A 22343-nucleotide genomic window follows, 5' to 3' on the forward strand; every position below is an offset into this window, starting at 1 on the left:
GCAATCTAATAACCTAATATTTTTCAAATTATTTTAGCACAGTATAGCATAGTTAGAAAACTTATGAAGAAAATTTTCTTAATCTTATCGATTTTAGGGATATCCTTAACAATCAAAGCACAACAATCATCAAACTACAATGCAAACAATAGATTCGAGCAATTAGAATCTACACTTCCAACGCCAAATACCTACAGAACAGCGAGTGGTTCTCCGGGTAAAGATTATTGGCAACAAAGAGCTGATTATGACATCAAAGTAGAATTAGATGATATCAACAAAAAGATCATTGGTTCAGAAACCATAACTTATTTTAACAATTCTCCTGACGACCTACCCTATTTGTGGATTCAATTGGACCAGAATTTATTTGAAAAAAACTCTTCTCGTAAAACTGCCGGTACTGGTGGTATTACAGCCAATGGAATCTCGGCTGACGCATTCAAAGATTTAACAGATCCGAAAGAATACGGCTATAAAATTACTTCGGTTAAAGATTTGAAGGGGAATCCATTGCGACACACTATCAATCAAACCATGATGCGTATCGATTTACCAAGTCCGGTTCGTTCGGGACAAAGTGTAAGTTTTAGCATTGATTGGAATTATTTGATAACTGCTTATTATGGCCGTTCGGGTTATGAATATTTTGCCAAAGATGGCAATTCCAATTATTTCATTGCACATTGGTTCCCGCGTTTAGCCGTTTATAACGATGTGTATGGCTGGCAGCATAAACAATTCATGGGTCAAGGAGAATTCACTTTGAATTTCGGAAATTATAAAGTTGCTATCACAGCACCCAATGACCATGTTGTTGGGGCCGGTGGTGAATTATTAAATCCTAATCAGGTTTTGACTCCCACACAACTGAAACGTTGGGAACAAGCAAAAACTGCAACTCGACCAGTTTTAATGGTTACCCAAAAAGAAGCGGAAGCTGCAGAGAAAGGCAAACCAACAGGAAAGAAAACTTGGATTTACAAGGCAGACAATGTGCGTGATTTTGCTTTCACCTCTTCTCGTAAATTCATTTGGGATGCAATGCAAGTGGATGTTGAAGGCAAAAAGGTTTGGGCAATGTCGTATTTTTCAAAAGAGGGAAATCCACTTTGGGAAAAATACTCGACCATGGTAGTGGCTCACACACTTCGTTCTTATTCAAAAAGAACAGTTGCCTATCCATATCCAGTAGCAATTTCTTGTCACTCAGGTGTAGGTGGTGGAATGGAATATCCAATGATTTCTTTCAATGGTGGTCGCCCAGAGGCAGATGGAACCTATTCTGAAGCAGTAAAAAATGGTATGATTGGTGTTATTATCCACGAAGTGGGACACAATTTCTTCCCAATGATTATTAATTCAGATGAAAGACAATGGTCGTGGATGGATGAAGGTTTAAATACTTTTTGCCAATATTTAGCAGAACAAGAGTGGGACAGAAACTTCCCTGCACGCAGAGGAGAACCGCAAAGCATTGTGCCTTACATGCGTTTAGACCCAAAGAATCAGGTGCCTATCATGACCAATTCAGAAAATATCATGGACTTTGGCAACAATGCATACGCAAAACCAGCCACAGCATTGAATATTTTACGTGAAACCGTAATGGGTCGTGAATTGTTCGATTATGCTTTTAAAGAATACGCACGTCGTTGGGCATTCAAACAACCCTATCCGGCCGATTTCTTCCGTACCTTGGAAGATGCATCTGGTGTAGATTTGGACTGGTTTTGGAAAGGATGGTTCTATGGAGTTGAGCCAGTAAATCAATCGATTGAAACCGTAGAATGGTTTGGAATTGATGATCAAAATCCAATCCTTAAAAAACAAAAAGACAAAGAAACCTTTGAAGCAAAGCGTCAGACCATGTCTAACATCCGAAACAAAACGGATATTAAGGAAACGGTTGTTGAGAAAGAAAAAGACATGAATGATTTCTACAATACGTATGATCGTTTTGCTACGACGGATGAAGAGAAAAAGAAATACCAAGATTATTTAAGTTCATTATCTGAAGAGGAACGTAATTTGGTACTTTCTGGAAAGAATTTCTATGTGGTAAACTTCAAAAACAAAGGTGGCTTACCAATGCCTGTGATTGTGAAATTGCAATTCGAAGATGGAACTGACCAAGTACTTCGTTTCCCTGCCGAAATATGGAGATTGAATGATGTGGGGGTTAAGAAAATCATACCTACCGACAAAAAAGTTGTTAAATGGACGCTAGACCCATTTTATGAAATAGCAGATATTGACACAGACGACAACAGTTTCCCACGTGAGCCTGCACAACCCACTCGAGTTCAATTGTTCAAAATGCAAAGAAATGCAGCTCCGAATCCAATGCAGCAACAAAACCAACGCAATGGTGCGGGGGCGATTGGAGGGGCGAAGAATTAAATTATGAGTTATGAGTTATGAGTTATGAGTTATGAGTTATGAGTTATGAGTTTTGAGTTATGAGTTATGAGTTATGAATTTTTCAAAATTACGTAAACATTAATTTCAAACTAGCTACAGCAAGCACTAATGCCAACACAATTTTAAGCCAAAATGGGGATGCTTTATTAGCTCCCCAACGGGCTCCTAAAAATCCACCAACGGTTGCAATACCTACTAAAAACATCAGTTCATTGTGAGCAAAAGGGACCCATTTTTTTAGACCAAATAATCCTGATATCGAATTTACTAAAATAAATAAAGCTGATACTGTAGCTGTTTCTTTCATATTTGCCCAGTTTAACAATAGCACAACTGGACTCAAAATAATTCCTCCACCAATACCAATCATTCCAGATAATAGTCCTATTCCAGCTCCAACTAAAACCCCAGCCCAAATAGGTACTGCTACTGTTTCTTTGGTAGATTTGGTTTGAAATAATAAACGGATGATGGAAAGAATTAAACAAACTGCTAAAATTTTCTTGTATAAAGAATCTGCAATTGGCCACTGAGCACCAATATAGGCCATCGGTATAGAACCCAATGCAAAAGGCCAAAAATTACGCCATTTGAAATAGCCTTTTTGATAAAAACTATAAGCCGCCAAAAGCGAAACTGATAAATTAAGCACCAAGGAACTTTGCTTCATTAAGACTGGCTGAACTGCAAACAAAGCCATCACCGCCAAGTAACCACTTGCCCCTCCATGACCTACAGAGGCATATAAAAAGGCCATCAGGCCTATCAAGATTAATAGTAAAATAAAAGATGTACCTAAAACCATGTTAAATAAATAAACGTATATAAATGTATAATTTTTGCCAATTGGGAACCCTAATTCTATTTTGCTTCAAATCTTCAACACTTGCCTTTTTTACTTTTTCTAGCAGGCAAACGTAATAATTGTATGCAAGCATAACACCTTTTTTGGCATTTTGAGGCAATTTTTGGATTCCTTCAAGGCCTTTTTTGAAATCTTTTTCGATATCTTGTTCAATCGACTTTTTATCAGATTCCATAAAATTTTCGTAATCCAATCCTGGAAAATAAATCCGACCCCTTTCTTCAAAATCAGATTTGATATCTCGTAAAAAATTGATTTTTTGAAAGGCTGAACCCAAGGCACAAGCCTCACCTTTTAATTGTTCAAAAGTTTGATCATCGCCTTTACAAAACACTTTCAAACACATTAATCCAACCACCTCAGCAGAACCATAAATATATTTTTCGTACTCCGATTGATCATAATCTTTTTTCGACAAATCGACCTCCATCGAATAAAAAAATGCCTCAATATATTCCAAAGGGATTTTATAGGTATTAACTACCTCCTGAAATGCCTGTAAAATGGGATTTAAACTTATCCCTTTTTCAATAGACTGATAGGTATCTTTTTTAAATTGGTCAAATAATTCTGCTTGATTAAACCCGTAAAAAGTATCAACTATTTCATCTGCCACGCGCACAAATCCATAAATTGCATAAACTGGATCATGCACTTCCTTAGCTAGACAATTTATTCCAGAAGAAAACGAGGTAGAATAGGCATTTGTCAACACCTTACTACAAGCCACAGAAACCTTATTATAAAGATTAATCATTCAATTCGTCATCTAATTGTTTAGCAACTACTAATCCGGAAATCAAAGAAGGTGGCACACCGGGACCTGGTACAGTCAATTGACCTGTATAATACAAATTCTTTAATTTTTTATTCTTCAAAGAGGGTTTAAATATAGCAGTTTGCATCAAGGTATTTGCCAATCCATAAGCATTTCCCTTAAATGCATGATAGTCTTTCTTGAAATCTTTGTGGGCATAAGAGCGCTTATACACGATATGATTTCTTATTGTCTCACCGCAAAATTCTTCTAATCTGGATATCAATAAGTCAAAATACTTTTCTCTTATTTCTTCGGTATCTTTTAAATCTGGTGCTACCGGAATCAATAGAAATAAATTCTCCATTCCCTCTGGTGCAACTGAATCATCCGTCTTTGAAGGTGCGGAAGCATAAAACAATGGATCTGAAGGCCATTTGGGATGTGTATATATTTCATCCGAATGAATTTCAAAATCCCGATCAAAAAACAAATTATGATGCTTTAATTTGGGCAATTTTTTATTGATCCCTAAATAAAATAGTAAGGATGAGGGTGCCATAATTCGGCTATCCCAATAGTGTTCTGAATAATTGCGATATTTTTCTTTCAGCAATTGCTCCACATGGTAATAATCAGCACTTGCCACTATAGCATCAGCTTCAATGGTTTCTTTTCTAGTAATTACTCGAGAAATTCGAGAATTAGCATACTCAAAACCTGTTACCTCATCAGCCAAATGAAAATTTACCCCTTTTTCTTTTGCCAATGATACCATTCCTTCAACAATTTTATGCATACCGCCCATTGGGTACCAGGTACCTAATTTAATTTCTGCATAATTCATCAATGAATAAAGCGCAGGAGTATTTTTTGAAATGGCACCTAAAAACAAAATAGGAAACTCTAATAATTTCAATAAAGTTGGATTTTTAAAATACTTTCTAACATGAGCATGAAAAGATGCAAAAACATCCATACGGATAGCATCCCTGAGCAATTGAAAACTCATAAATTCCTTGTATTTCAAGGAAGGTTTCCATACGAAGTCTTTTATTCCAACTTCATATTTATATGCTGCTTGTTGTAAAAAAGCTTCTAATTTTTCTCCTGCACCCAAATCTATTTTCTCAAACAAAGCCTTTAACTCTTCAAAATTTGCTGGCATATCTACCACCTCTCCCCCATCTAAAACAACAGAATAAGAAGGATCTAATCGAACCAAATCATAATAATCACTTGTTTTTTTACCAAACCGTTCAAAATATTGGTCAAAAATATCTGGCATCCAATACCAACTTGGACCCATATCAAATACAAACCCATCTTGAGAAAAAACGCGCGCGCGCCCTCCTAAGGATTCATTTTTTTCAATCAAGTGAACATCATAGCCTCTTGAAGCTAATTCAGTAGCGGCAGATAAACCGGAGAAACCTCCACCAATAATTATTACTTTTTTCAAATTTCTATTAAATACTATTCCAATTTAAGCATTTTTGTCGACCAAAATAGTCAATTCATGGTCAAAATTATTTCAACAATCTTTAAAAGAAATTTCAAAACAACTTATTCCTTAAAAATGTGGTAATTTTATACTTTGGCTACAAAAGTCAATTTTACCAAATGTTAAAAAAGTTAGTATTCTTTCTTGTTCTAATTTTGCTCAATTTTGGAGGTTTTAGCCAAAACTGTCAAATTAGTTTAAAAGGCATAGTTCTTCAAAAATCGAACAAAGAATCAATTCCGGGTGCCGTAGTATATCTCAAAGGAACCAAATTTTATTCCCAGACTACAAATCAAGGGAACTTTTCCATTCAAAATATTTGCCCAGGAACTTATACCATAGTTTGTGAAATCAGTGGATTCTCAAAATTTGAAATGGGCATTGATTTAAAATCCAATACTTCACAAACCATTTTATTAAATGAAAAAATTGAAGAATTGGAAGAGGTTACTGTTCATGGCCACGAAACAGAGCACACAACCCAAATGTCGAGCCATCTGACTGAACAGGAAAAAAATGAACGCAGTGGATTGAACCTGGGAGAAATGCTAAAATCTGTAGCTGGGGTTCAAAGTTTACAGACAGGGAGTAGTATTTCAAAACCTGTAATTCACGGAATGCACTCATCAAGGGTTGTCATTTTAAATCAAGGAGTGCGTCAGGAAGGTCAACAATGGGGTAGCGAACATGCTCCTGAGATTGACCCCTTTGTTTCTAAAAATATTCAAGTAATTAAAGGTCCTGCCGGACTACGTTATGGCGGAGATGCCATTGGAGGTATTGTCATGATGGAACCTGACCCATTACCAGATACAGTGAAGTTGGGTGGACAGATACAAACCGTTTATTTTACCAACGGAAGGCAATATGTAGGATCTGGATACTTAGAAGGGACTATTTCAGGCATTAAAGGCTTAGCTTGGCGAGTTCAAGGCACTTTAAAGAATGGAGGAAATATCAATACTGCCAATTATTATTTAGCCAATACGGGGGTTCGTGAACAAAATTTTTCAACAGAAATTGGCATAAAACGTAAACTTTGGGCTAGTAATTTTTACTTCAGTCGGTTCCATTCAATCATTGGTATTTATGCCGGATCTCATATTGGAAATGTTGGAGACTTAGAAAATGCCATTGAGCAAACAAGTCCACCTGCGGTTTTTACTCCAGAAGAATTTACCCGAGATATCGATCGCCCGAATCAAGACGTTATCCATCAAATGTTGAAATGGAAAGGTCAATATAAAATTGGTAATAACAATTATTTGAGAGGAAATTTAGCCTTTCAATTAAATGACCGATTGGAGTTGGATGTTTTACGAGCAGGCAAAAATGTAAATACCCTGATGTTCGATTTGAAGACTCTATCCGGCGAATTATTATACGAAGAGACAGGAATGGATTCACCTTGGAAGGGCCAATTTGGCTTAACCTTTCAAAACCAATCCAATTTAACTTCGGGACCCGATATTCGTACCCCAACTATTTCAAATGGTCTTTTACCCAATTATTACCTTAATTCATTTGGACTTTTTGGAATTGAAAAATTAATTAAACCCAAGTATGAAATTGAATTAGGCCTCCGATTTGATTCCAAAAATTTTGAAACACATCGGGTAAGGGTAAGTAACACTCGACAATTTTTTCAAGATTTTAGAAATTATTATGGAATTTCAGCAAGTATTGGTGGCACTTATCGCTGGTCAAAATTCTTTGAACAACATTTAATACTTGCCCAGGCATTTCGTCCACCCAATGCAAGTGAATTATTTTCAAATGGAATTCACCATGGTGCAGCTGCCTATGAAATTGGAAATCCATTTTTACAAGGTGAACAGGCAAGAAATATTAGTTTAACTTCCTATTATCAGGATGAGAAATTAGAAATTGAACTTGGACTTTACACCAATTTTATCAATAATTTTATCTATCTGCGCCCATTAATTCAACAAGGAATTCCAATATATTTTATCACTGTACGAGGTGCATTTCCTGGATTTCAATATGAGCAAATCAATGCCAATTTCTCTGGTTTTGATAGTAAAATCAATGTGCATTTTTCACCTAGATGGAGCCTTCAGCAAAAAATTGACATCGTAAATGCAAAGGATACTCAAAACAATCAATACTTGGTTAATATTCCACCATATAGGTACGATATTTCTTTGAAATACACCTTTCCAAGCGACAAACAATATGTAAGCCTTGGCCTAACCCGAGTGGATAGACAAAATCGTGTTGAGGAAAATTCAGACTATTTAACACCACCTCCTGGCTATCAATTAGTGGAAATCAATTGGGGGCTCAATTACAAACAATTCGACTTTGGAGTACGAGTAAGTAATGCACTAAACAGCGCATATCGCGACTACATGAACAGATTCAGGTATTTTACCGACGACCAGGGCAGAAATATAAGTTTTCGATTGCTTTATAAAATTCCTAACGTCTAAGCCAAGATTCAGGATTTTGTCGAACCGTGTTTTTCCAAACTTGGAAATTGATCTCAGCGGTTCCATCCTCATCTGAAGCGACAGAACCAATTCGTTGACTGGTACGAACTCTTTGTCCCGCACTTACAGAAGCATTTGCTAATTTAGAATAAACAGTGAAATAATCACCATGTTGAATAGCAACAACTGTACCTAATCCAGGAATACTTACAACAGACATTACTACCCCTTCATATACTGCATGAACTGGCGCTCCAGGTGAAGTTTGAATATCTACCCCATTATTGTTAATCATAACACCTTTTAACAAAGGGTGTTTGTGGACACCGAAATGGTCTGAGATGAATCCGCTAGGCACTGGAAAGGGCATTCTTCCGCGCAATGCACCAAACGAAGAGGCTAATTTAGCTTCATCTGCATTCATATAATAGGTATTTCTTTCCAATTCAGGCTCTTTTTCAATTTTTGGTTGAGCAGCTACAGGTTTGGGAGATTCCTTTTCTGGCGATTTTGCACTTGGTTTAGAAGGTTCTGCCTTGGCAACTTCAGCCCCAGAATTTGAAGAAGACTTTTCAGGAATTTTTATAATATCGGTATTCAATTTTGGCAAAGAAGGTTTTGAAACCGCCAATTCTTTTGCTTTTTTTGTTTCACGTAAACGACGTTCGCGCTCAATACTTTTACGAATTTCTGCTTGAACAATTGAGGCAATTAAATTGTCTAACTTTCTATTGGCCAATTTTTTGCGCTCTAATTCCGTTTTCAATTTCTTTTCTTGTTGAGTAAGAGCAGTTACAACCTTATCCTCCTTCACCTTCAAAACTTCTAATTTCTGCTTTTCCTTTTCCTTTTCAACAATAACCTTTTTTTCTTCCTCCTTTTTGAAAACAACCTGTTGCTTTTTGGTCATCAAGTCTTTACGTGTAGTAAAAATTTTATGTGCCTGTTCTTTCCTATTGGTTGTAAAATGTCTCAAATAATCGATTCGTTTGATGAAATCACTATACGTTTTAGACAACAACAAAAATGCCATTTTGTTATAAACTGTGGATGTTTTTTGAGCCTCATATAACATGACAGCATAGGCTTTTTTCAAGCGTTCCAACTTCGCCGCCAACAAATCACTTTCATGCGTTAAATGCTCTGCTTCTTTTTGCAAAACCTGTTGATTTTCATTTAATACATTGATTTGTTTTTTCTGAACACCAATTTGCTCTTTCAATACATTCAATTTTCCAATAGAAACATTTTTCTTTTTGGAAGTTCTAGAAATAATTGAATTCAATTCCTTTATTTTAGCCAAATTATCCTTTTTCTGTTGCTCCAATTGCGTTTTCCGATCAGTTTGCGCACAAACAACTATATTGAATAACAAGAAAATTCCTACGATATAATGTCTCACCTTTACTTATTTTTTAGGTATTTTTCAGGCACTTTAAACGGAAATGCAAGTGGGGTTTCCAACAATTCCACCTTTGAATACTTGATACTTATTATGGTCTTTTTTAACTCATTTTCCTTATTTTTAACATCAAGGGTGATTTGACTAGAAAACGGAAAAAGAGATTGATTTATTTGAGAGAAGTCTTCAAAATCTAATTGCATTTTGTTTTCAGAGGCATCCTCCTTCATCAACAATTTCTTTAATTTTCGGTTCGGGCCAACAAAATTGTCAATTTTTACCTTGCCTTCTTCCTGTTGAATTATGAAATTTTCATTTTCTCTAATTACTCTAGAATTATTCTTTTTAAAAGGTTCGTTACCAATAATTAAAGATTGAATAATACCAAAATCGACCTTGAATCCAAGCATAGTGCTCAAACTATCATATGACCATGATAAATACTTGTCGTTGATTTTATCATAAAATTGTACCTTTTCCTTTGTAAATAACCCATTAGCGCCAGAAATCATTGACACTGAAATATTCATCCAAATGATACTATCTTTTTTGGCGCGGATATCAACCGTATAATTATCTGTGTTTTTATCAGATTTCCAAGAAACCTTAGATTTGGCCTTCAAATAGGTGAAACTTAATTCGTCCAAAATATTTTTAGAATCAGTAACAGGCTCAACTAAACTAGACTTTTCTGGTTCAACTGCCTTCAAAGAGTCGACAGATCGTATTACTTGCAGAGATTGAACTTCAGTTGAGTCTGAAAAAGTTTGGGGGCTAAGTGTCTGTTTTGCGCAGGAAGTCAAGACTAACATGGCAAAAATAAAATAGAATCCAGTAAATTTAGGCCTTTTAACAAGATACATAAATGTAAAATTACCTCAATTTTCAATAAAATCTTTCTTTTGGATTTTTTTCTCCAAGATTTTATCCGAATTATCTTTTTTAAAGGCTTCTTTCCAATATTTCAAAGCCTCCTTGGGTTTATTTAATTTAAAAAATACATCGCCCAAATGCTCAATAATTTCAGCGGAAGGATTTTCTGAAAGTTGAAAAGCCTTCAAAATAAAAGTATAGGCAACATCATATTTACCCATTTGAAAGCAAACCCAACCATGCGTATCCAAATAGGTTGGCTCCTCTGGCAATGCATCGATCAACTTTTTAGACATGTTATATGCCTTTTCAAGATTCTCTTTGCGCAAGGATAAAAAATAACTGTAATTATTCAACACATGGTCATCTTCTGGATTTTCTTTCAATGCTTTTTCGAATGCCTCATCAGACTCCAACATTTTATTTACAGCATGGTAGGCATCACCTAACATGGAATAATAATTGACATAAAATCCCATTCCACTTGTCAAAAATGGCAAACCAGCTACTAAAGTCTTTATTTCCTGTTCGGTTTCTTCGCGATTGGCAAGAACAAATCCTTTTTGAAAAAAGAAAAAAGGATTACTCGGGAAAACGGCAAGTGCACGCTCTGCATGTACCAAAGCAGAATCCTTTTGTTCCATTTGCATATCTAAGCTAACCAATTCTGCAAAGGCTTCTGGGTGCTTACTGCCCAAATTGATGGCCTGTAAATATTTTTCTTGGGCTAATTTATGATCCATATTTTGTCGAGCAATTTCTGCCGACAAATAAACAATTTCTGCATTTTGAGGAAATTTATCCTCAATGGCCTTGCTTAAAGGTTTTAGTTGAAAACTATCCTTATTTTTGGCTAAACCTTTCATAAAATCTGCCAAAAAATAACCATAAATCTCTGCATCAATTCGTTCATCGGAGAGCGATTCCTTTAATAAATTTTCAACTTCTTGATATTTTCGAGAAGCCAATTTATTATTCGCTTTGATCAAATCAATTTGTTTCATACCAGGATATAGACTTTGCAGGGAATCCAACACGGGCATATATTGAACACTGTCGGCCGGATTAAAATACTCCAATAATGGCCAATCGAGTAAATTTTCTTCAGGAAAATTCTCTAAAAATGGAATGGATGCAGCCGCAAATTCTTTAAACCGCTTCTGCTTCAAATAAATAAACTGTTTGGTTTTTATAATTGCTGGAAACTCGCCAATGTAGTGATTGGATTTCTCTAGAGCCTTTAATGCCTCCTCCCCTTTCTCCAAAAACAAATAAGCTTGAGCCAAACGAGTATTCACTTCAGGTTGAGATTCATCAAATGCCGAAATTTTAGTCAACACCTCAATGGCCTCATTAACTTTGTTTTTTTTCAGCAACAAATCGGCATAAAACAAACCATAATCTAAGGAAGCTGGGGAAAGTACATGCGCTTTCTCGGCATACAAAAAGGCATTGGATTCATTGGATAAAATTGCATTTGCTTTGGCCAAGTAAAAATACAATCCTGGATCATTTTTCTTTTCACTGACTAAAGATTCCCAAATGAGCAGCGCTTCTTGGTAATCTTCCTTCAAATAAAATCGCATGCCTTCTATAAATTGACTTTCGATGTCTCGAGTATTTATACGCGGCAAAGTTTTTTTTTGGCCATTAGAAACAAATGAAACCATCAATATAAATAACCAAAAAATTCCCTTATTTATCTGCTTCATTTCAATTTTTACCAAAACTCAACAAAGTTTCATTCACCAAACTCCTATATTTTTCCGCTCCTTTCAAATTCCAATGTGAATCTGAACGATAAAAATTTTGTTCTGCATTTTTCGACAAAACTGGCAAAACATTCACAAAGCTTAGCCCTATATTTTTATTTGTTGACAAAAAATCAAATAAATCATTGGCCTTTCTTCCCTTTTCCAAAACCCTCACCGGATTCGGTATAATTGTTAAGCACACTTTATCAAATCCATTTTTTAAATAATAGGAATTGATTTGGTTTAATTGCTTTTCTAAGGAAACTTTTTCCATTTCACTTAAATAAGAAAATGAATTTCCTACCTGACTACCTTCTACGGTTTCTGACAAATACATAAAGGATCCATCAGAAGAATACCGGACACCAGGTATTTCTTTTTTCAAGAAGTCCTTCCAAATATAAGTTTTCAATTCTTTGAATGGCCTAAAAAATGCATGATCAAACAAAATAGCTTCTAAATTATTTTCCACTAAAAATGGATTTTCTTCGTTTAAAGTGGTACCCGATTTTTCAGGAGATAAACGTTTTTTGGTAAAAGATAATTGCAAATGATCAAATGCATTTCGTTCAACAACCTCAATCAGCAATATCCTTTTTCGATTACTTTTTGGAGGTATTTGCAAATTTGTTTTATCCGACCAACGAACAAAATCAAATTGTTTAATTCGTTCAAAGTTATTGGCATTAGTTTGAAAAAAACTATAAAAATAACTATCTCCCAGCATTACCAAATCTAAATCCTTTGAATCTACAACAAAGCTATCCAACAATTTTAAGGTATTTTCAGGTTTGGGTATTCTAAATTTAGCATCATTCGAAAGTCCATAAAGATCCCCGTATTGATATCTGGTAGATGCAAATACGCCACCATTTTCTCCAAAAAAATGGGCTGTTCTTTTTAACAATTCAGGACTGTAACAAATTAAAAGCAACAGACTTGAAAAAATTAAAATAAAATATGCACCAATTTTTTTCATATTAAAACTGGAAATAAATAAACTGCTTGGCATTGAACACGCCAAACAAATATATAACAAAAATGGCAAGGCTTGCTTTAAACCAAAATCCCCCTGCTGGCCACTTTAATTTACCCTTATCAACTAAAAATAAGCCCCCTATCAACAAACAAGAAAAGCCAATTTCTCGCAAAGAAAAATTGCTCTGAAATGGTAATTGCCAATTATGCCAAAGGCCTTCAAAAAACAACTTGATATCTGAAATATGATTTAAGCGAAAGAAAACCCAGGTGAAATTAACCAACAAGAAAGTCCAAATTTGATAAACTAAAACTCCAAATTTAGATTGCAAATTAGCTACCGATAAAGATGGAAAAATGCGATTTATTTGCAAGCCCACAATTTGTAAAATGCCATGTAAGATTCCCCATATCACAAAATTCCAATTCGCACCATGCCAAATTCCCGACAATAAAAATACAATTAAAATATTTCCATACCATTTTGGAATAGAAACCCGATTCCCCCCTAAGGAAAAATATACATAATCTTTGAACCAGGTACTTAATGAAATGTGCCACCTTCTCCAAAAATCGGGTAAGGATTTGGCTAAATACGGAGCATTGAAGTTTTTCATTAAATCAATACCCATCACTTTAGAGGCACCAATGGCAATATCAGAATACCCCGAAAAATCGCAATAAATTTGGAAGGAATAAAATATTGAAGCCAGCAATAAGGAAAAAGAACTTTGATTTGAAATATCAGAATAGGTAAAATCAACAAACTGTGCTAAACGATCTGCGATGACCACTTTTTTGAACAAACCTTGCAGCATTTGCAAAATTCCGGAATGAATTCTAGCTTTATCAATGGTATGTTTTTGATAAAATTGGTGAATTAAATTTTGGGGACGCTCAATAGGTCCTGCCACCAATTGTGGATAAAACATCACATACAAACTATAAATCCCAAAATGCCTCTCTGCTTTTTGATTACCACGATATACCTCAATCGTATAAGACATGGCTTGAAATGTATGGAAAGACAAACCAATCGGCAATACTATTTCCCAAGTTGGCCAATGTAAATCACTACCTAAAAGATGTGAAAATTTGACAAAAATATCTCCCGCAAAAAAATAATATTTAAAGACGGCCAAAACCCCAACATTGGCTAATAAACTAAGTGACAAAAAAGCTTTCCGTTTTGCGCCTTTTGCATTTTCAATTAGTATGCCAGCATAATAATCGATGAGAATTGTAAAGCCCAAAATAAGAATATATTCGGGCTTAAAAATCATGTAAAAATAGCATGAAGCTATCAACAAAAGTACCCAACGAAATTTATGGGCCAATAAAAAATAGGCAGATGTTACAATTCCAAAAAATACTAAAAAGTGTAAGGAATTAAATACCATATTTTATTTTCGAATTTGGACGAATAAATTCACATCTTCCATATTCACTTCTGTTGCTCCTTCCAATTGGTTCTTCCATTCAATATCCAATGCCTGAACCTCTTGAGAAATATAGCTTTTAAACTCGTTAATACTTTCTTTCCAATCCAAAGGACCTTCTTGAATAGTGATATAAATTTTATCCGTCACTTCAAAACCTGAATCTTTTCTCAAATTCTGGATTCGATTCACAAACTCCCTAGCCATCCCTTCGCGAACTAATTCAGGGGTAAGCTTATTATCCAAAGCGATGGTCAATCCACCTTCAGATGCCGTCAAATAACCTGGCATATCTTCCGTCATAATTTCAACTTCTGCCAAACCGATTTCAAATCCATTCATTGTTACAACAGAATTTGCTTCTAAATTGGCTAAGGTTTCTGCATTCATTTGGGAAATTAAATCTGCCACTTGCTTCATATCTTTTCCAAACTTAGGACCTAATGCTTTGAAATTTGGTTTCACTTTTTTACTCAAAACCCCTGAGGCGTCATCTAAATAATTCACCTCTTTCACATTTACCTCTGTTTTGATCAAACCATCCACACGGCGAATTTGCTCACGGGTTTGTTCATTCAATACAGGCACTAAAATTTGTGCCAATGGTTGTCGAACCTTTAATTTATGGGTCTTTCTTAAGGAGTGTACCAAAGAACAAATTCTTTGTGCTAAATCCATCGATTGCTCCAAGGATTCATTTTGTAAACTTTTATTTACCTGTATAAAATCTGATAAATGTACAGATTCTTTTCCTGTCAAATTTTTATACAACCACTCACCATAAAATGGCGCAATTGGCGACATCATTTGTGCCACTGCTTCCAAACAAGTATACAAGGTTTGGTAAGCCGCTATTTTATCATCACTTAAGCCATTTGCTGCTGATTCCGGATTCCAAAAACGACGTCTCGACAAACGAACGTACCAGTTAGACAAATGATCACAAACAAAATCTTGAATTGCACGACCTGCTTTAGTTGGTTCATATTGTGCATAAGCCTCGTCAACCTCTGCAATCAAGGTCATTAATTTAGACAATACCCAACGATCTAATTCTGTCAAATTTGCCTCATTCAGTGAACCTAATTGTTTCGGATCAAAACCATCCAAATTGGCATAAAGAGCAAAGAAATTATAGGTATTTGTTAAGGTTCCGAAAAACTTATTTCGAACCTCTGTGATACCAGCTAAATCAAATTTTAGGTTATCCCACGGTTGAGCATTGGTAATCATATACCAGCGAGTAGGATCTGCACCGTATTTTTTAAGGGTTTCAAATGGATCAATTGCATTGCCTAAACGTTTAGACATTTTATTGCCATTTTTATCCAAGACCAATCCTGTAGAAACTACATTTTTGAAAGCTACCGAATCTTCCACCATACTTGAAATGGCATGAAGTGTAAAGAACCAGCCTCTTGTTTGGTCAACCCCTTCTGAAATAAAATCAGCTGGATAATTAGCCTTAAAAATCTCTTGATTTTCAAATGGATAATGCCATTGCGCAAAAGGCATCGCGCCTGAATCAAACCACACATCTATCAAATCTGCCTCTCTGCTCATAATTTGGCCATTAGGACTGATTAAATAAATATCGTCGACGTACGGGCGGTGTAAATCGGCTTCTCCTTTGGCAGCCGCCGCAAGGAAAGCTTCATTTCCTTTTATTTGGCCTGCATCCAATTTACCTGATTCCAAAGCTTTTTTCAATCCTGCTAGTAAATCGGCTAAAGAACCCATACACACTTCTTCGCTCTCATCTTCAGTTCTCCAAATTGGAAGTGGGGTTCCCCAATATCTTGAGCGCGACAAATTCCAATCCACTAAATTCTCTAACCAATTGCCAAAACGACCCGTACCGGTTGATTCTGGTTTCCATTGAATAGTTTTGTTTAAAGCAATTAACTTATCTTTTACAGCAGTTGTTTTGATAAACCAAGAATCCAATGGATAATATAAAACAGGCTTGTCGGTCCGCCAACAATGTGGATACGGGTGATCGAATTTCTGTACATTGAACGCCTTATTTTCCGTTTTCAATTGAATGGCAATTCGTTCATCAACCGATAAATATTTATCTCTTCCCTGCTTTGCCTTTTCAATCTCTTTTTCTTCCTCACTCAAATAGGCTTCCTTTACAAATTCCAAGGCATAATCTGTCACTTCTTTCACAAACTTACCTTGTCGATTCACTAATGGTACTTCTTTGCCATTTTCATCCTTTACAACTATGGCTGGAATTCCATTTTGTTGGGCTACTCTAAAGTCGTCTGCACCAAAAGTTGGAGCTGTATGGACTATACCTGTACCATCTTCGGTAGTTACGAAATCTCCTAAAATCACACGAAATGCTGGCGCTTCCGGCTGAACATAAGCCATCAATTGCTCATATTCTACACCTTCTATTTCACTTCCTTTAAAGGTTTTTAAAATCTGATAAGGAATAGCTTGAGGCTTTTTATCTGCAGCAGCAAAGGCATCAAAATCTCCATTTTCAGCCTCAGCTTTAAAATAATTTTTTATCAAATCTTTTGCCAAAACAACATTGACAGGCAAAAATGTGTAGGGATTAAATGTCTTTATTAAAACATATTCAATGTTTTTCCCCGCTGTTAGGGCAGCGTTAGAGGGCAAAGTCCAAGGGGTAGTTGTCCAGGCTAAAATGTAAACCTCTGAACCTGCAGCATCAAACAAGAAAGTTGATTTTTCCGTATTTTTCACCTTAAATTGGGCCGTCAATGAAGTATCCTTCACATCTCGGTAACAACCAGGCTGATTCAATTCATGAGAAGAAAGTCCTGTGCCGGCTGCTGGTGAATAGGGCTGAATGGTGTAACCCTTATACAACAATCCTTTTTCGTACAATTTCTTCAACAAATTCCAAACTGATTCAATATACGTTGCATGATAGGTTACATAAGGATCTTCTAAATCTACCCAATAACCCATCTTTTCAGTCAAATCATTCCATTGATCGGTAAATTTCATTACCGTCTCGCGACATTTTTGATTGTATTCTTCTACTGAAATACTCTTTCCAATATCTTCTTTGGTGATGCCTAATTCTTTTTCTACTTGCAATTCAACCGGCAAACCATGGGTATCCCAACCGCCTTTTCTTTTTACTTGTTTCCCTTTTAAGGTCTGGTATCTACAAAAAATATCCTTGATGGTACGCGCCATTACGTGGTGAATACCCGGAGTACCATTGGCTGAAGGTGGACCTTCAAAAAAGGTAAAAGTCGGGTGTCCCTCGCGAGATGTAATTGATTTTTCAAAAATTTCGTTGGATTTCCAAAACGATAAAATTTCATCAGCAACTTGGGCGTAATCAAGATTTTTGTATTCCTTAAAACTCACAGTAATTCCTTTTTAATTTAATTGGTAAAATTACAAAAAATTAAAAAGACTTCCTTGATTATTTTTGCCAAAAAAATCGATTGAAATTTTTCTGAAACAAGATAGAGGTTCCAAAGGTTTGATTAATTTGATAGGAATTTAAAGACCCTGCCAAAGTAGTTTGAACGTTTCTGTTGTAGGCTTTCAAGCGGAGGGTTCCCTCTTTGTTTGCAAACCACTCCATGGCCCAATCCCCTAATAACAATTGTGGACTCGTCTGATTTCTTGCATCGGTAAATCCGCCACTTCTTGTTATTCGTAAACGATCATTCAAATTATAAGAAGCACGCAATTGCAAATTCGATAACAAATCAGTTCCAAAAGTTCCTCCTCCTAGGTATACATCTACATTCAAATCTTTGTCAATCTTTGAGGCTAAGTTCCCTAACTGATTAGAGAGCATCTCTGTAAAATTTCCCATCAAATTCCCCAAAGTCAATCCAGACCCTCCAAATGGCGAGGCCAATTGCCCAAACAATAAAACATTACTAACCTGTTTGGTCAACTCTTGCTCATCCGTTTTAATTCGATTGGCAAATGCAGTTACAGAACCATTAAAGGCAACATCTTTGGGATAATCTCGGATGTTGATGTCGAAATTAATATCCGGACTCAACAACCTATTTTTAACTAAAATAGATACATCCACCGGATATCTTTTTTTGTATTCTGGCAAATGTCCTTTATTGGTTGTATCTAACAAAATTGGAAATAATGAAGCATATTGCGTATAAACGGCCTTAATATCTACTTGGGCACCTAAAGGATCTCCCGACCAAGAAATTTTAGAATTTCGTTCAATGGCAAATTTCTTATTGATGATGTTTTGCAAAGAAAAAGTATAATCTCCCTGCTCAATTTTATAATCCCCATTCATCAAAAATTTACCTTGTTTATCCAAAGTCATTTTAATTTGACCATTTCCATACAAACGCATTAGGTCTCCTTTTTGGGAATCAAACAAGACCTCTCCATAGGCCTCAGGGGTCAAGCGTAAATTCAAATCCAGCTCTATTCCGTCTTGTTTCAATTGAGTACTTACCGTTTCTTTTTTCTCAATCTCATTTTCGGCCTTGATGTATTGGCTAAATAATTGATAATCCTCGGTGCCAGAAGTACCATAATCCCTGTCTAAAGGAATGAACAAACGCGTACCTTTTTCGGTTTTTAAATCGGCAAATACTAACAAATCTTTTAAAGTTCCACTTACTCTAAGGGGACCCGTGCCATATCCTAAACCATAGTAAATAGAGTTCAGACTTCTCTTGGTATTCATCAATTTGAACCGATTCAATTCGGCCTTGACATCCAAGTTAAAGTCTTGTCCTTTCGGAAATTCTACCAACACATTCAATTTAGACTGGTTGCCATCCGTGTCTTTCACGGTCCAGTTATTAGCTACTATTTTTCTAGGCAAAAATTGAACCGTATCTGAAACGGTCAAATTTGTATTCAGGTAGTCAAAGGTTACTCCACCTTTATTTACCCATACTTTTCCTTCCAATTCAGGCTCTTGCAAATGGCCTTTGATTTTTATTTTACCTAATGCGGTTCCCGTTAATCCAGAAAAAACACCTTCTGTAAAGGGTTCTAAAATTTTCAAATCTGTCCGATTCAAATCTGCTTGCAAATCTAATTTTTGTTCGCCGCCACTGGGTTTATACAAACCTGTAACCGTCAAAACGGTGGAGTCCATTCGAGTTACATTCATATTCAAATCCATAGCATTTACCTCTGAAGAGAAGTTTCCAATGGCCTGCACATTTCCTATATAAACCTTCCCAAAATGCAAAGAATCTATTTTAAACCAAGAATCCATTTCAGAATTTTGGTACCAATTTTTTAAATTCAATTCGCCATTTAAAACGCCTGTAGATTTCACCTTAAATAATGGCCCTAAGGTAGACAATTGAAAATTATTTGCTTGCAAACTTAATATAGCAGAAGAGTCTTTCGACAATCGTCCGTTCATAGCAATCGACTGATCTTGATTGCTCAAATACAAATTTTCTGCCTTCCAATCACGGCCCATCAAACTCAATTGATTTCGTGGATCAATGGCCCAATCTTGCCCCAAAATCCGGAAATAAGAATCTTTGAATTTTAATCCAAAACCTTCATTTTCAAAATCCCAAGCACCCGTCAAATGAGCAGAATTTTCCTCCCCTTGCTGCTTTAAATCCACATTAAAATTGATCCGGTTTTGATCCCACAAGGCATCCACTTTCAGCAATTCGGTAGGTGATAAAAAGTTTAATTTTTGTTTTCTCGACTGAAATAACAAACTGCTTGACAACTCAGGAGACCCTAAAAACTTAGAGCTTTGGGAAGAAAAAATAGTTTGATAAAACTTATATGCTCCAAAAACTAGCGTATCTGGATAGGCCTCCAAACTCACATTAAATGCTCTTGCCGAATTAACTACTCCAAACAATACGGTATTTTTCGACATCTGCATCGTAGGGAACCAGCGATTCAAAATAGGTTGAGGTTCATGTAAGGTAAGCGTAAAATCGGCATTGTATTTTTGAAAAGCATTGGGTTTTGATTCGGCATAATAAGCCAATCTTTCCAATTGATTTTGTTTAAAATACAAACTAATTTCTTTTGTAAATTGCTGCAAATCGCCAATTAATTTACTCGGAACAAAGGTGCCGTCCAATTGGGCAGAAACTATATCTGAGTTAAAATGATATTTTCTTTTACCTGTCTCCGACAAATCTGCATGGAAAGATCCTAGTCGAATTGGCAAATCTGCCATCCCTGGTTTTGACAAAATTATATCATTCATATTCACTTTGCCTTCCAAATCATCGATATCATTCATCAATAAATCCAATTCAAATTCAGAGGCTATTCCCATGGGCTGATCCATCCATTTCAGGGCCTTCAAATCTGCTTTGTTTATAATTCCATTCATTTGATAATGCGCTTTCGAACCCCGCAAATTAACCTCTCCAATCATGTTTCCAATTAAATTAGAATCACGAACCGACACAATCCCTTTAAATAGTTGCTTCTGCAAATTGCCTTTAAGGTTTACCCTTTTGTAGGCATAATTATGAAAATTAATTTCTGAAATTTGCCCATCAAAATCAATTTTAGCTGATTTGTTCGAAAACCCTGTTCCTTTGATATTGCCCTTTAAATCTATGGTTCCCAAATAAGGTTCCAAATCAACCATTTTGCCTAACTTAAATTTGCGCAAATTGATTTGCCCTTCATAAGCAGAAAGTGCCATAGAATCCTTCAAATTCATTTTCACTTTTCCATCCAAAAACCCTAATCCAGTTTTTAGTTTACCAGTGGTAAAAAAATTATTAGGTATACCTGAGAAAGTTCCTGAAAATGCTACAGGACCCAATATTTTCATTTTATTAGCAGCAGAACTTGAAATAAAAACTGCCAAATCATTCGGCAAAAAAACAGAAGAATTCATCTTAAAATCCATCTGGGTTTTAGCTAAATTCGGTAGACCCTTGAACGAAAAATCCCCTCGTAAATTACTTTGTTTGCCAAACTGCATATTGAAATTTCGCAAGCCTAATTTTTCAACTGTGCCTGCCAAATTTCCATTCAATTTATACAATCCAGGATATTGGTACATTGCATTCACAAACCTTCCCAAATCTTCTCCCCGTAAACGAGCAGATTTGAAATTTGCTTGCATAAAAACCTTATGATTCCAGTCGGTTAAATCTGAGAATTTTTTATACGTCATCGTCACCTTATCACCCAACCAAGATTGATTGAAAAATAAATTCAATTGGTCAAAACGCATTTGTTTTTCACAAATCATAAACCTAGTATCCAAACGATGTACCTTGAATTTTGTCAAGGGCTCCAAAGCATGGAACCCCTGGGTTTGCAAACCAAGAGAATCTCCCAAGACCCAAAAATTCTTCACCTTTGAATTGATTTGAACAACAGAAAAATGGGAAATATCGAAATTTTTAGGCGTGCCTAAATTTTTCACTTGATCATCATCCAACAAAAACGTTCCGTTGATTACATCGACCTCTTTGATTTTAAACAAGGCACTTGGTGCATCAGGTTTTGCCTTCGGATCCGAAAGCCATTTGGTAAGTCGAACAATGAATTCATCCATGTTCATTTTACCATCCTTTTTATCAAATATCAAATGAACTCTAGGTTGTACTAATCGGGCGAATTCCATGGTTGGTTTGTTTCCATGAAGAATCAAATCGGTCAAATTAAAATTGACATCTATTTGTTCAATTTTAATCATCTCTTTACCCCAAGGATCTTTAACCTGTAAATTCCAAAAGCTTAATTCATCGAAAAACTTAAATTGAATGCGCTCAAAGGTTAATGGATACCCAATAGCTTGTTCTAATTTGGGAGAAAAATACTTAGCTAATAACGTTTGATTGGCAGGAGCTTTGAGTAAAACTGTTACCGAAAATAACAAGAAAAATACGATCACTAAGAAATAGAGAACCGTTTTTGCCAGTATTTTGATAATTTTAACCAT

At 35.7% G+C, this 22343-nt stretch carries 12 protein-coding genes; 2 read left to right on the forward strand and 10 right to left on the reverse strand.

Features of this window, described 5'->3' with window-relative positions; genetic code table 11:
• Window positions 1–63 precede the first annotated feature (63 nt).
• A complete protein-coding gene (locus EOJ36_RS07615) occupies window positions 64–2403 on the forward strand; it encodes a M1 family metallopeptidase (RefSeq protein WP_127803989.1) in 2340 nt (779 codons plus the stop codon).
• A gap of 88 nt (window positions 2404–2491) precedes the next feature.
• On the opposite strand, the gene EOJ36_RS07620 is transcribed toward EOJ36_RS07615, so the two are convergent.
• Genes EOJ36_RS07620 through EOJ36_RS07630 form a run of 3 tightly spaced genes read right to left on the reverse strand, consistent with a single transcriptional unit; the run spans window position 2492 to window position 5508 of the window.
• Entirely contained in the window at window positions 2492–3229 is a 738-nt protein-coding gene (locus tag EOJ36_RS07620; RefSeq protein WP_127803991.1) for a sulfite exporter TauE/SafE family protein, read from the reverse strand.
• Between the two features lies 1 nt (window position 3230).
• Window positions 3231–4046 carry a phytoene/squalene synthase family protein gene (locus EOJ36_RS07625; RefSeq protein ID WP_127803993.1) on the reverse strand — a complete coding sequence of 272 codons (816 nt, stop codon included), beginning with the start codon at window positions 4044–4046 and terminating at the stop codon, window positions 3231–3233.
• On the reverse strand, window positions 4039–5508 hold the full coding sequence (locus EOJ36_RS07630) for a phytoene desaturase family protein (protein ID WP_127803995.1): 1470 nt from the start codon (window positions 5506–5508) through the stop codon (window positions 4039–4041). Before EOJ36_RS07630 ends, EOJ36_RS07625 begins: the two co-directional genes overlap by 8 nt.
• A 161-nt stretch (window positions 5509–5669) precedes the next feature.
• Between EOJ36_RS07630 and EOJ36_RS07635 the strand changes: the two genes are divergently transcribed.
• Complete coding sequence (locus EOJ36_RS07635; protein WP_127803997.1) at window positions 5670–8003, forward strand: TonB-dependent receptor; 2334 nt, start codon at window positions 5670–5672, stop codon at window positions 8001–8003.
• Here EOJ36_RS07635 and EOJ36_RS07640 read toward each other — a convergent pair.
• Genes EOJ36_RS07640 through EOJ36_RS07670 form a run of 7 tightly spaced genes read right to left on the reverse strand, consistent with a single transcriptional unit; the run spans window position 7993 to window position 22343 of the window.
• Window positions 7993–9405, reverse strand: a complete 1413-nt coding sequence (locus tag EOJ36_RS07640) for a murein hydrolase activator EnvC family protein (protein WP_127803999.1) — start codon at window positions 9403–9405, stop codon at window positions 7993–7995. The genes EOJ36_RS07635 and EOJ36_RS07640 overlap by 11 nt on opposite strands.
• 2 nt (window positions 9406–9407) lie before the next feature.
• Window positions 9408–10268, reverse strand: a complete 861-nt coding sequence (locus tag EOJ36_RS07645; protein WP_127804001.1) for a DUF4292 domain-containing protein — start codon at window positions 10266–10268, stop codon at window positions 9408–9410.
• A gap of 15 nt (window positions 10269–10283) precedes the next feature.
• On the reverse strand, window positions 10284–11990 hold the full coding sequence (locus tag EOJ36_RS07650) for a tetratricopeptide repeat protein (RefSeq protein ID WP_127804003.1): 1707 nt from the start codon (window positions 11988–11990) through the stop codon (window positions 10284–10286).
• Window position 11991: 1 nt separating this feature from the next.
• Window positions 11992–13011, reverse strand: a complete 1020-nt coding sequence (locus tag EOJ36_RS07655; RefSeq protein ID WP_127804005.1) for a hypothetical protein — start codon at window positions 13009–13011, stop codon at window positions 11992–11994.
• 1 nt (window position 13012) lies between these two features.
• Window positions 13013–14410: an MBOAT family O-acyltransferase gene (locus EOJ36_RS07660; RefSeq protein ID WP_127804007.1), complete on the reverse strand. Its 1398-nt coding sequence runs from the start codon at window positions 14408–14410 to the stop codon at window positions 13013–13015.
• A gap of 3 nt (window positions 14411–14413) precedes the next feature.
• Entirely contained in the window at window positions 14414–17809 is a 3396-nt protein-coding gene (ileS, locus tag EOJ36_RS07665; RefSeq protein ID WP_127804009.1) for an isoleucine--tRNA ligase, read from the reverse strand.
• A gap of 58 nt (window positions 17810–17867) precedes the next feature.
• The gene (locus tag EOJ36_RS07670; protein ID WP_127804011.1) at window positions 17868–22343 is read right to left on the reverse strand and encodes a translocation/assembly module TamB domain-containing protein; all 4476 of its coding nucleotides are present in this window, start codon (window positions 22341–22343) and stop codon (window positions 17868–17870) included.

The organism is Sandaracinomonas limnophila (genome assembly GCF_004005965.1).
Classification (GTDB): Bacteria; Bacteroidota; Bacteroidia; order Cytophagales; family Spirosomataceae; genus Sandaracinomonas; species Sandaracinomonas limnophila.

What these genes read in the sequence shown, in the direction of transcription:
- EOJ36_RS07650 (WP_127804003.1), bottom strand. Translation starts at nt 11,990, where the DNA reads ATGAAGCAGATAAATAAGGGAATTTTTTGGTTATTTATATTGATGGTT.
- EOJ36_RS07635 (WP_127803997.1), top strand. Translation starts at nt 5,670, where the DNA reads ATGTTAAAAAAGTTAGTATTCTTTCTTGTTCTAATTTTGCTCAATTTT.
- EOJ36_RS07645 (WP_127804001.1), bottom strand. Translation starts at nt 10,268, where the DNA reads ATGTATCTTGTTAAAAGGCCTAAATTTACTGGATTCTATTTTATTTTT.
- EOJ36_RS07655 (WP_127804005.1), bottom strand. Translation starts at nt 13,011, where the DNA reads ATGAAAAAAATTGGTGCATATTTTATTTTAATTTTTTCAAGTCTGTTG.
- EOJ36_RS07625 (WP_127803993.1), bottom strand. Translation starts at nt 4,046, where the DNA reads ATGATTAATCTTTATAATAAGGTTTCTGTGGCTTGTAGTAAGGTGTTG.
- EOJ36_RS07620 (WP_127803991.1), bottom strand. Translation starts at nt 3,229, where the DNA reads ATGGTTTTAGGTACATCTTTTATTTTACTATTAATCTTGATAGGCCTG.
- EOJ36_RS07670 (WP_127804011.1), bottom strand. Translation starts at nt 22,343, where the DNA reads ATGGTTAAAATTATCAAAATACTGGCAAAAACGGTTCTCTATTTCTTA.
- EOJ36_RS07660 (WP_127804007.1), bottom strand. Translation starts at nt 14,410, where the DNA reads ATGGTATTTAATTCCTTACACTTTTTAGTATTTTTTGGAATTGTAACA.
- EOJ36_RS07615 (WP_127803989.1), top strand. Translation starts at nt 64, where the DNA reads ATGAAGAAAATTTTCTTAATCTTATCGATTTTAGGGATATCCTTAACA.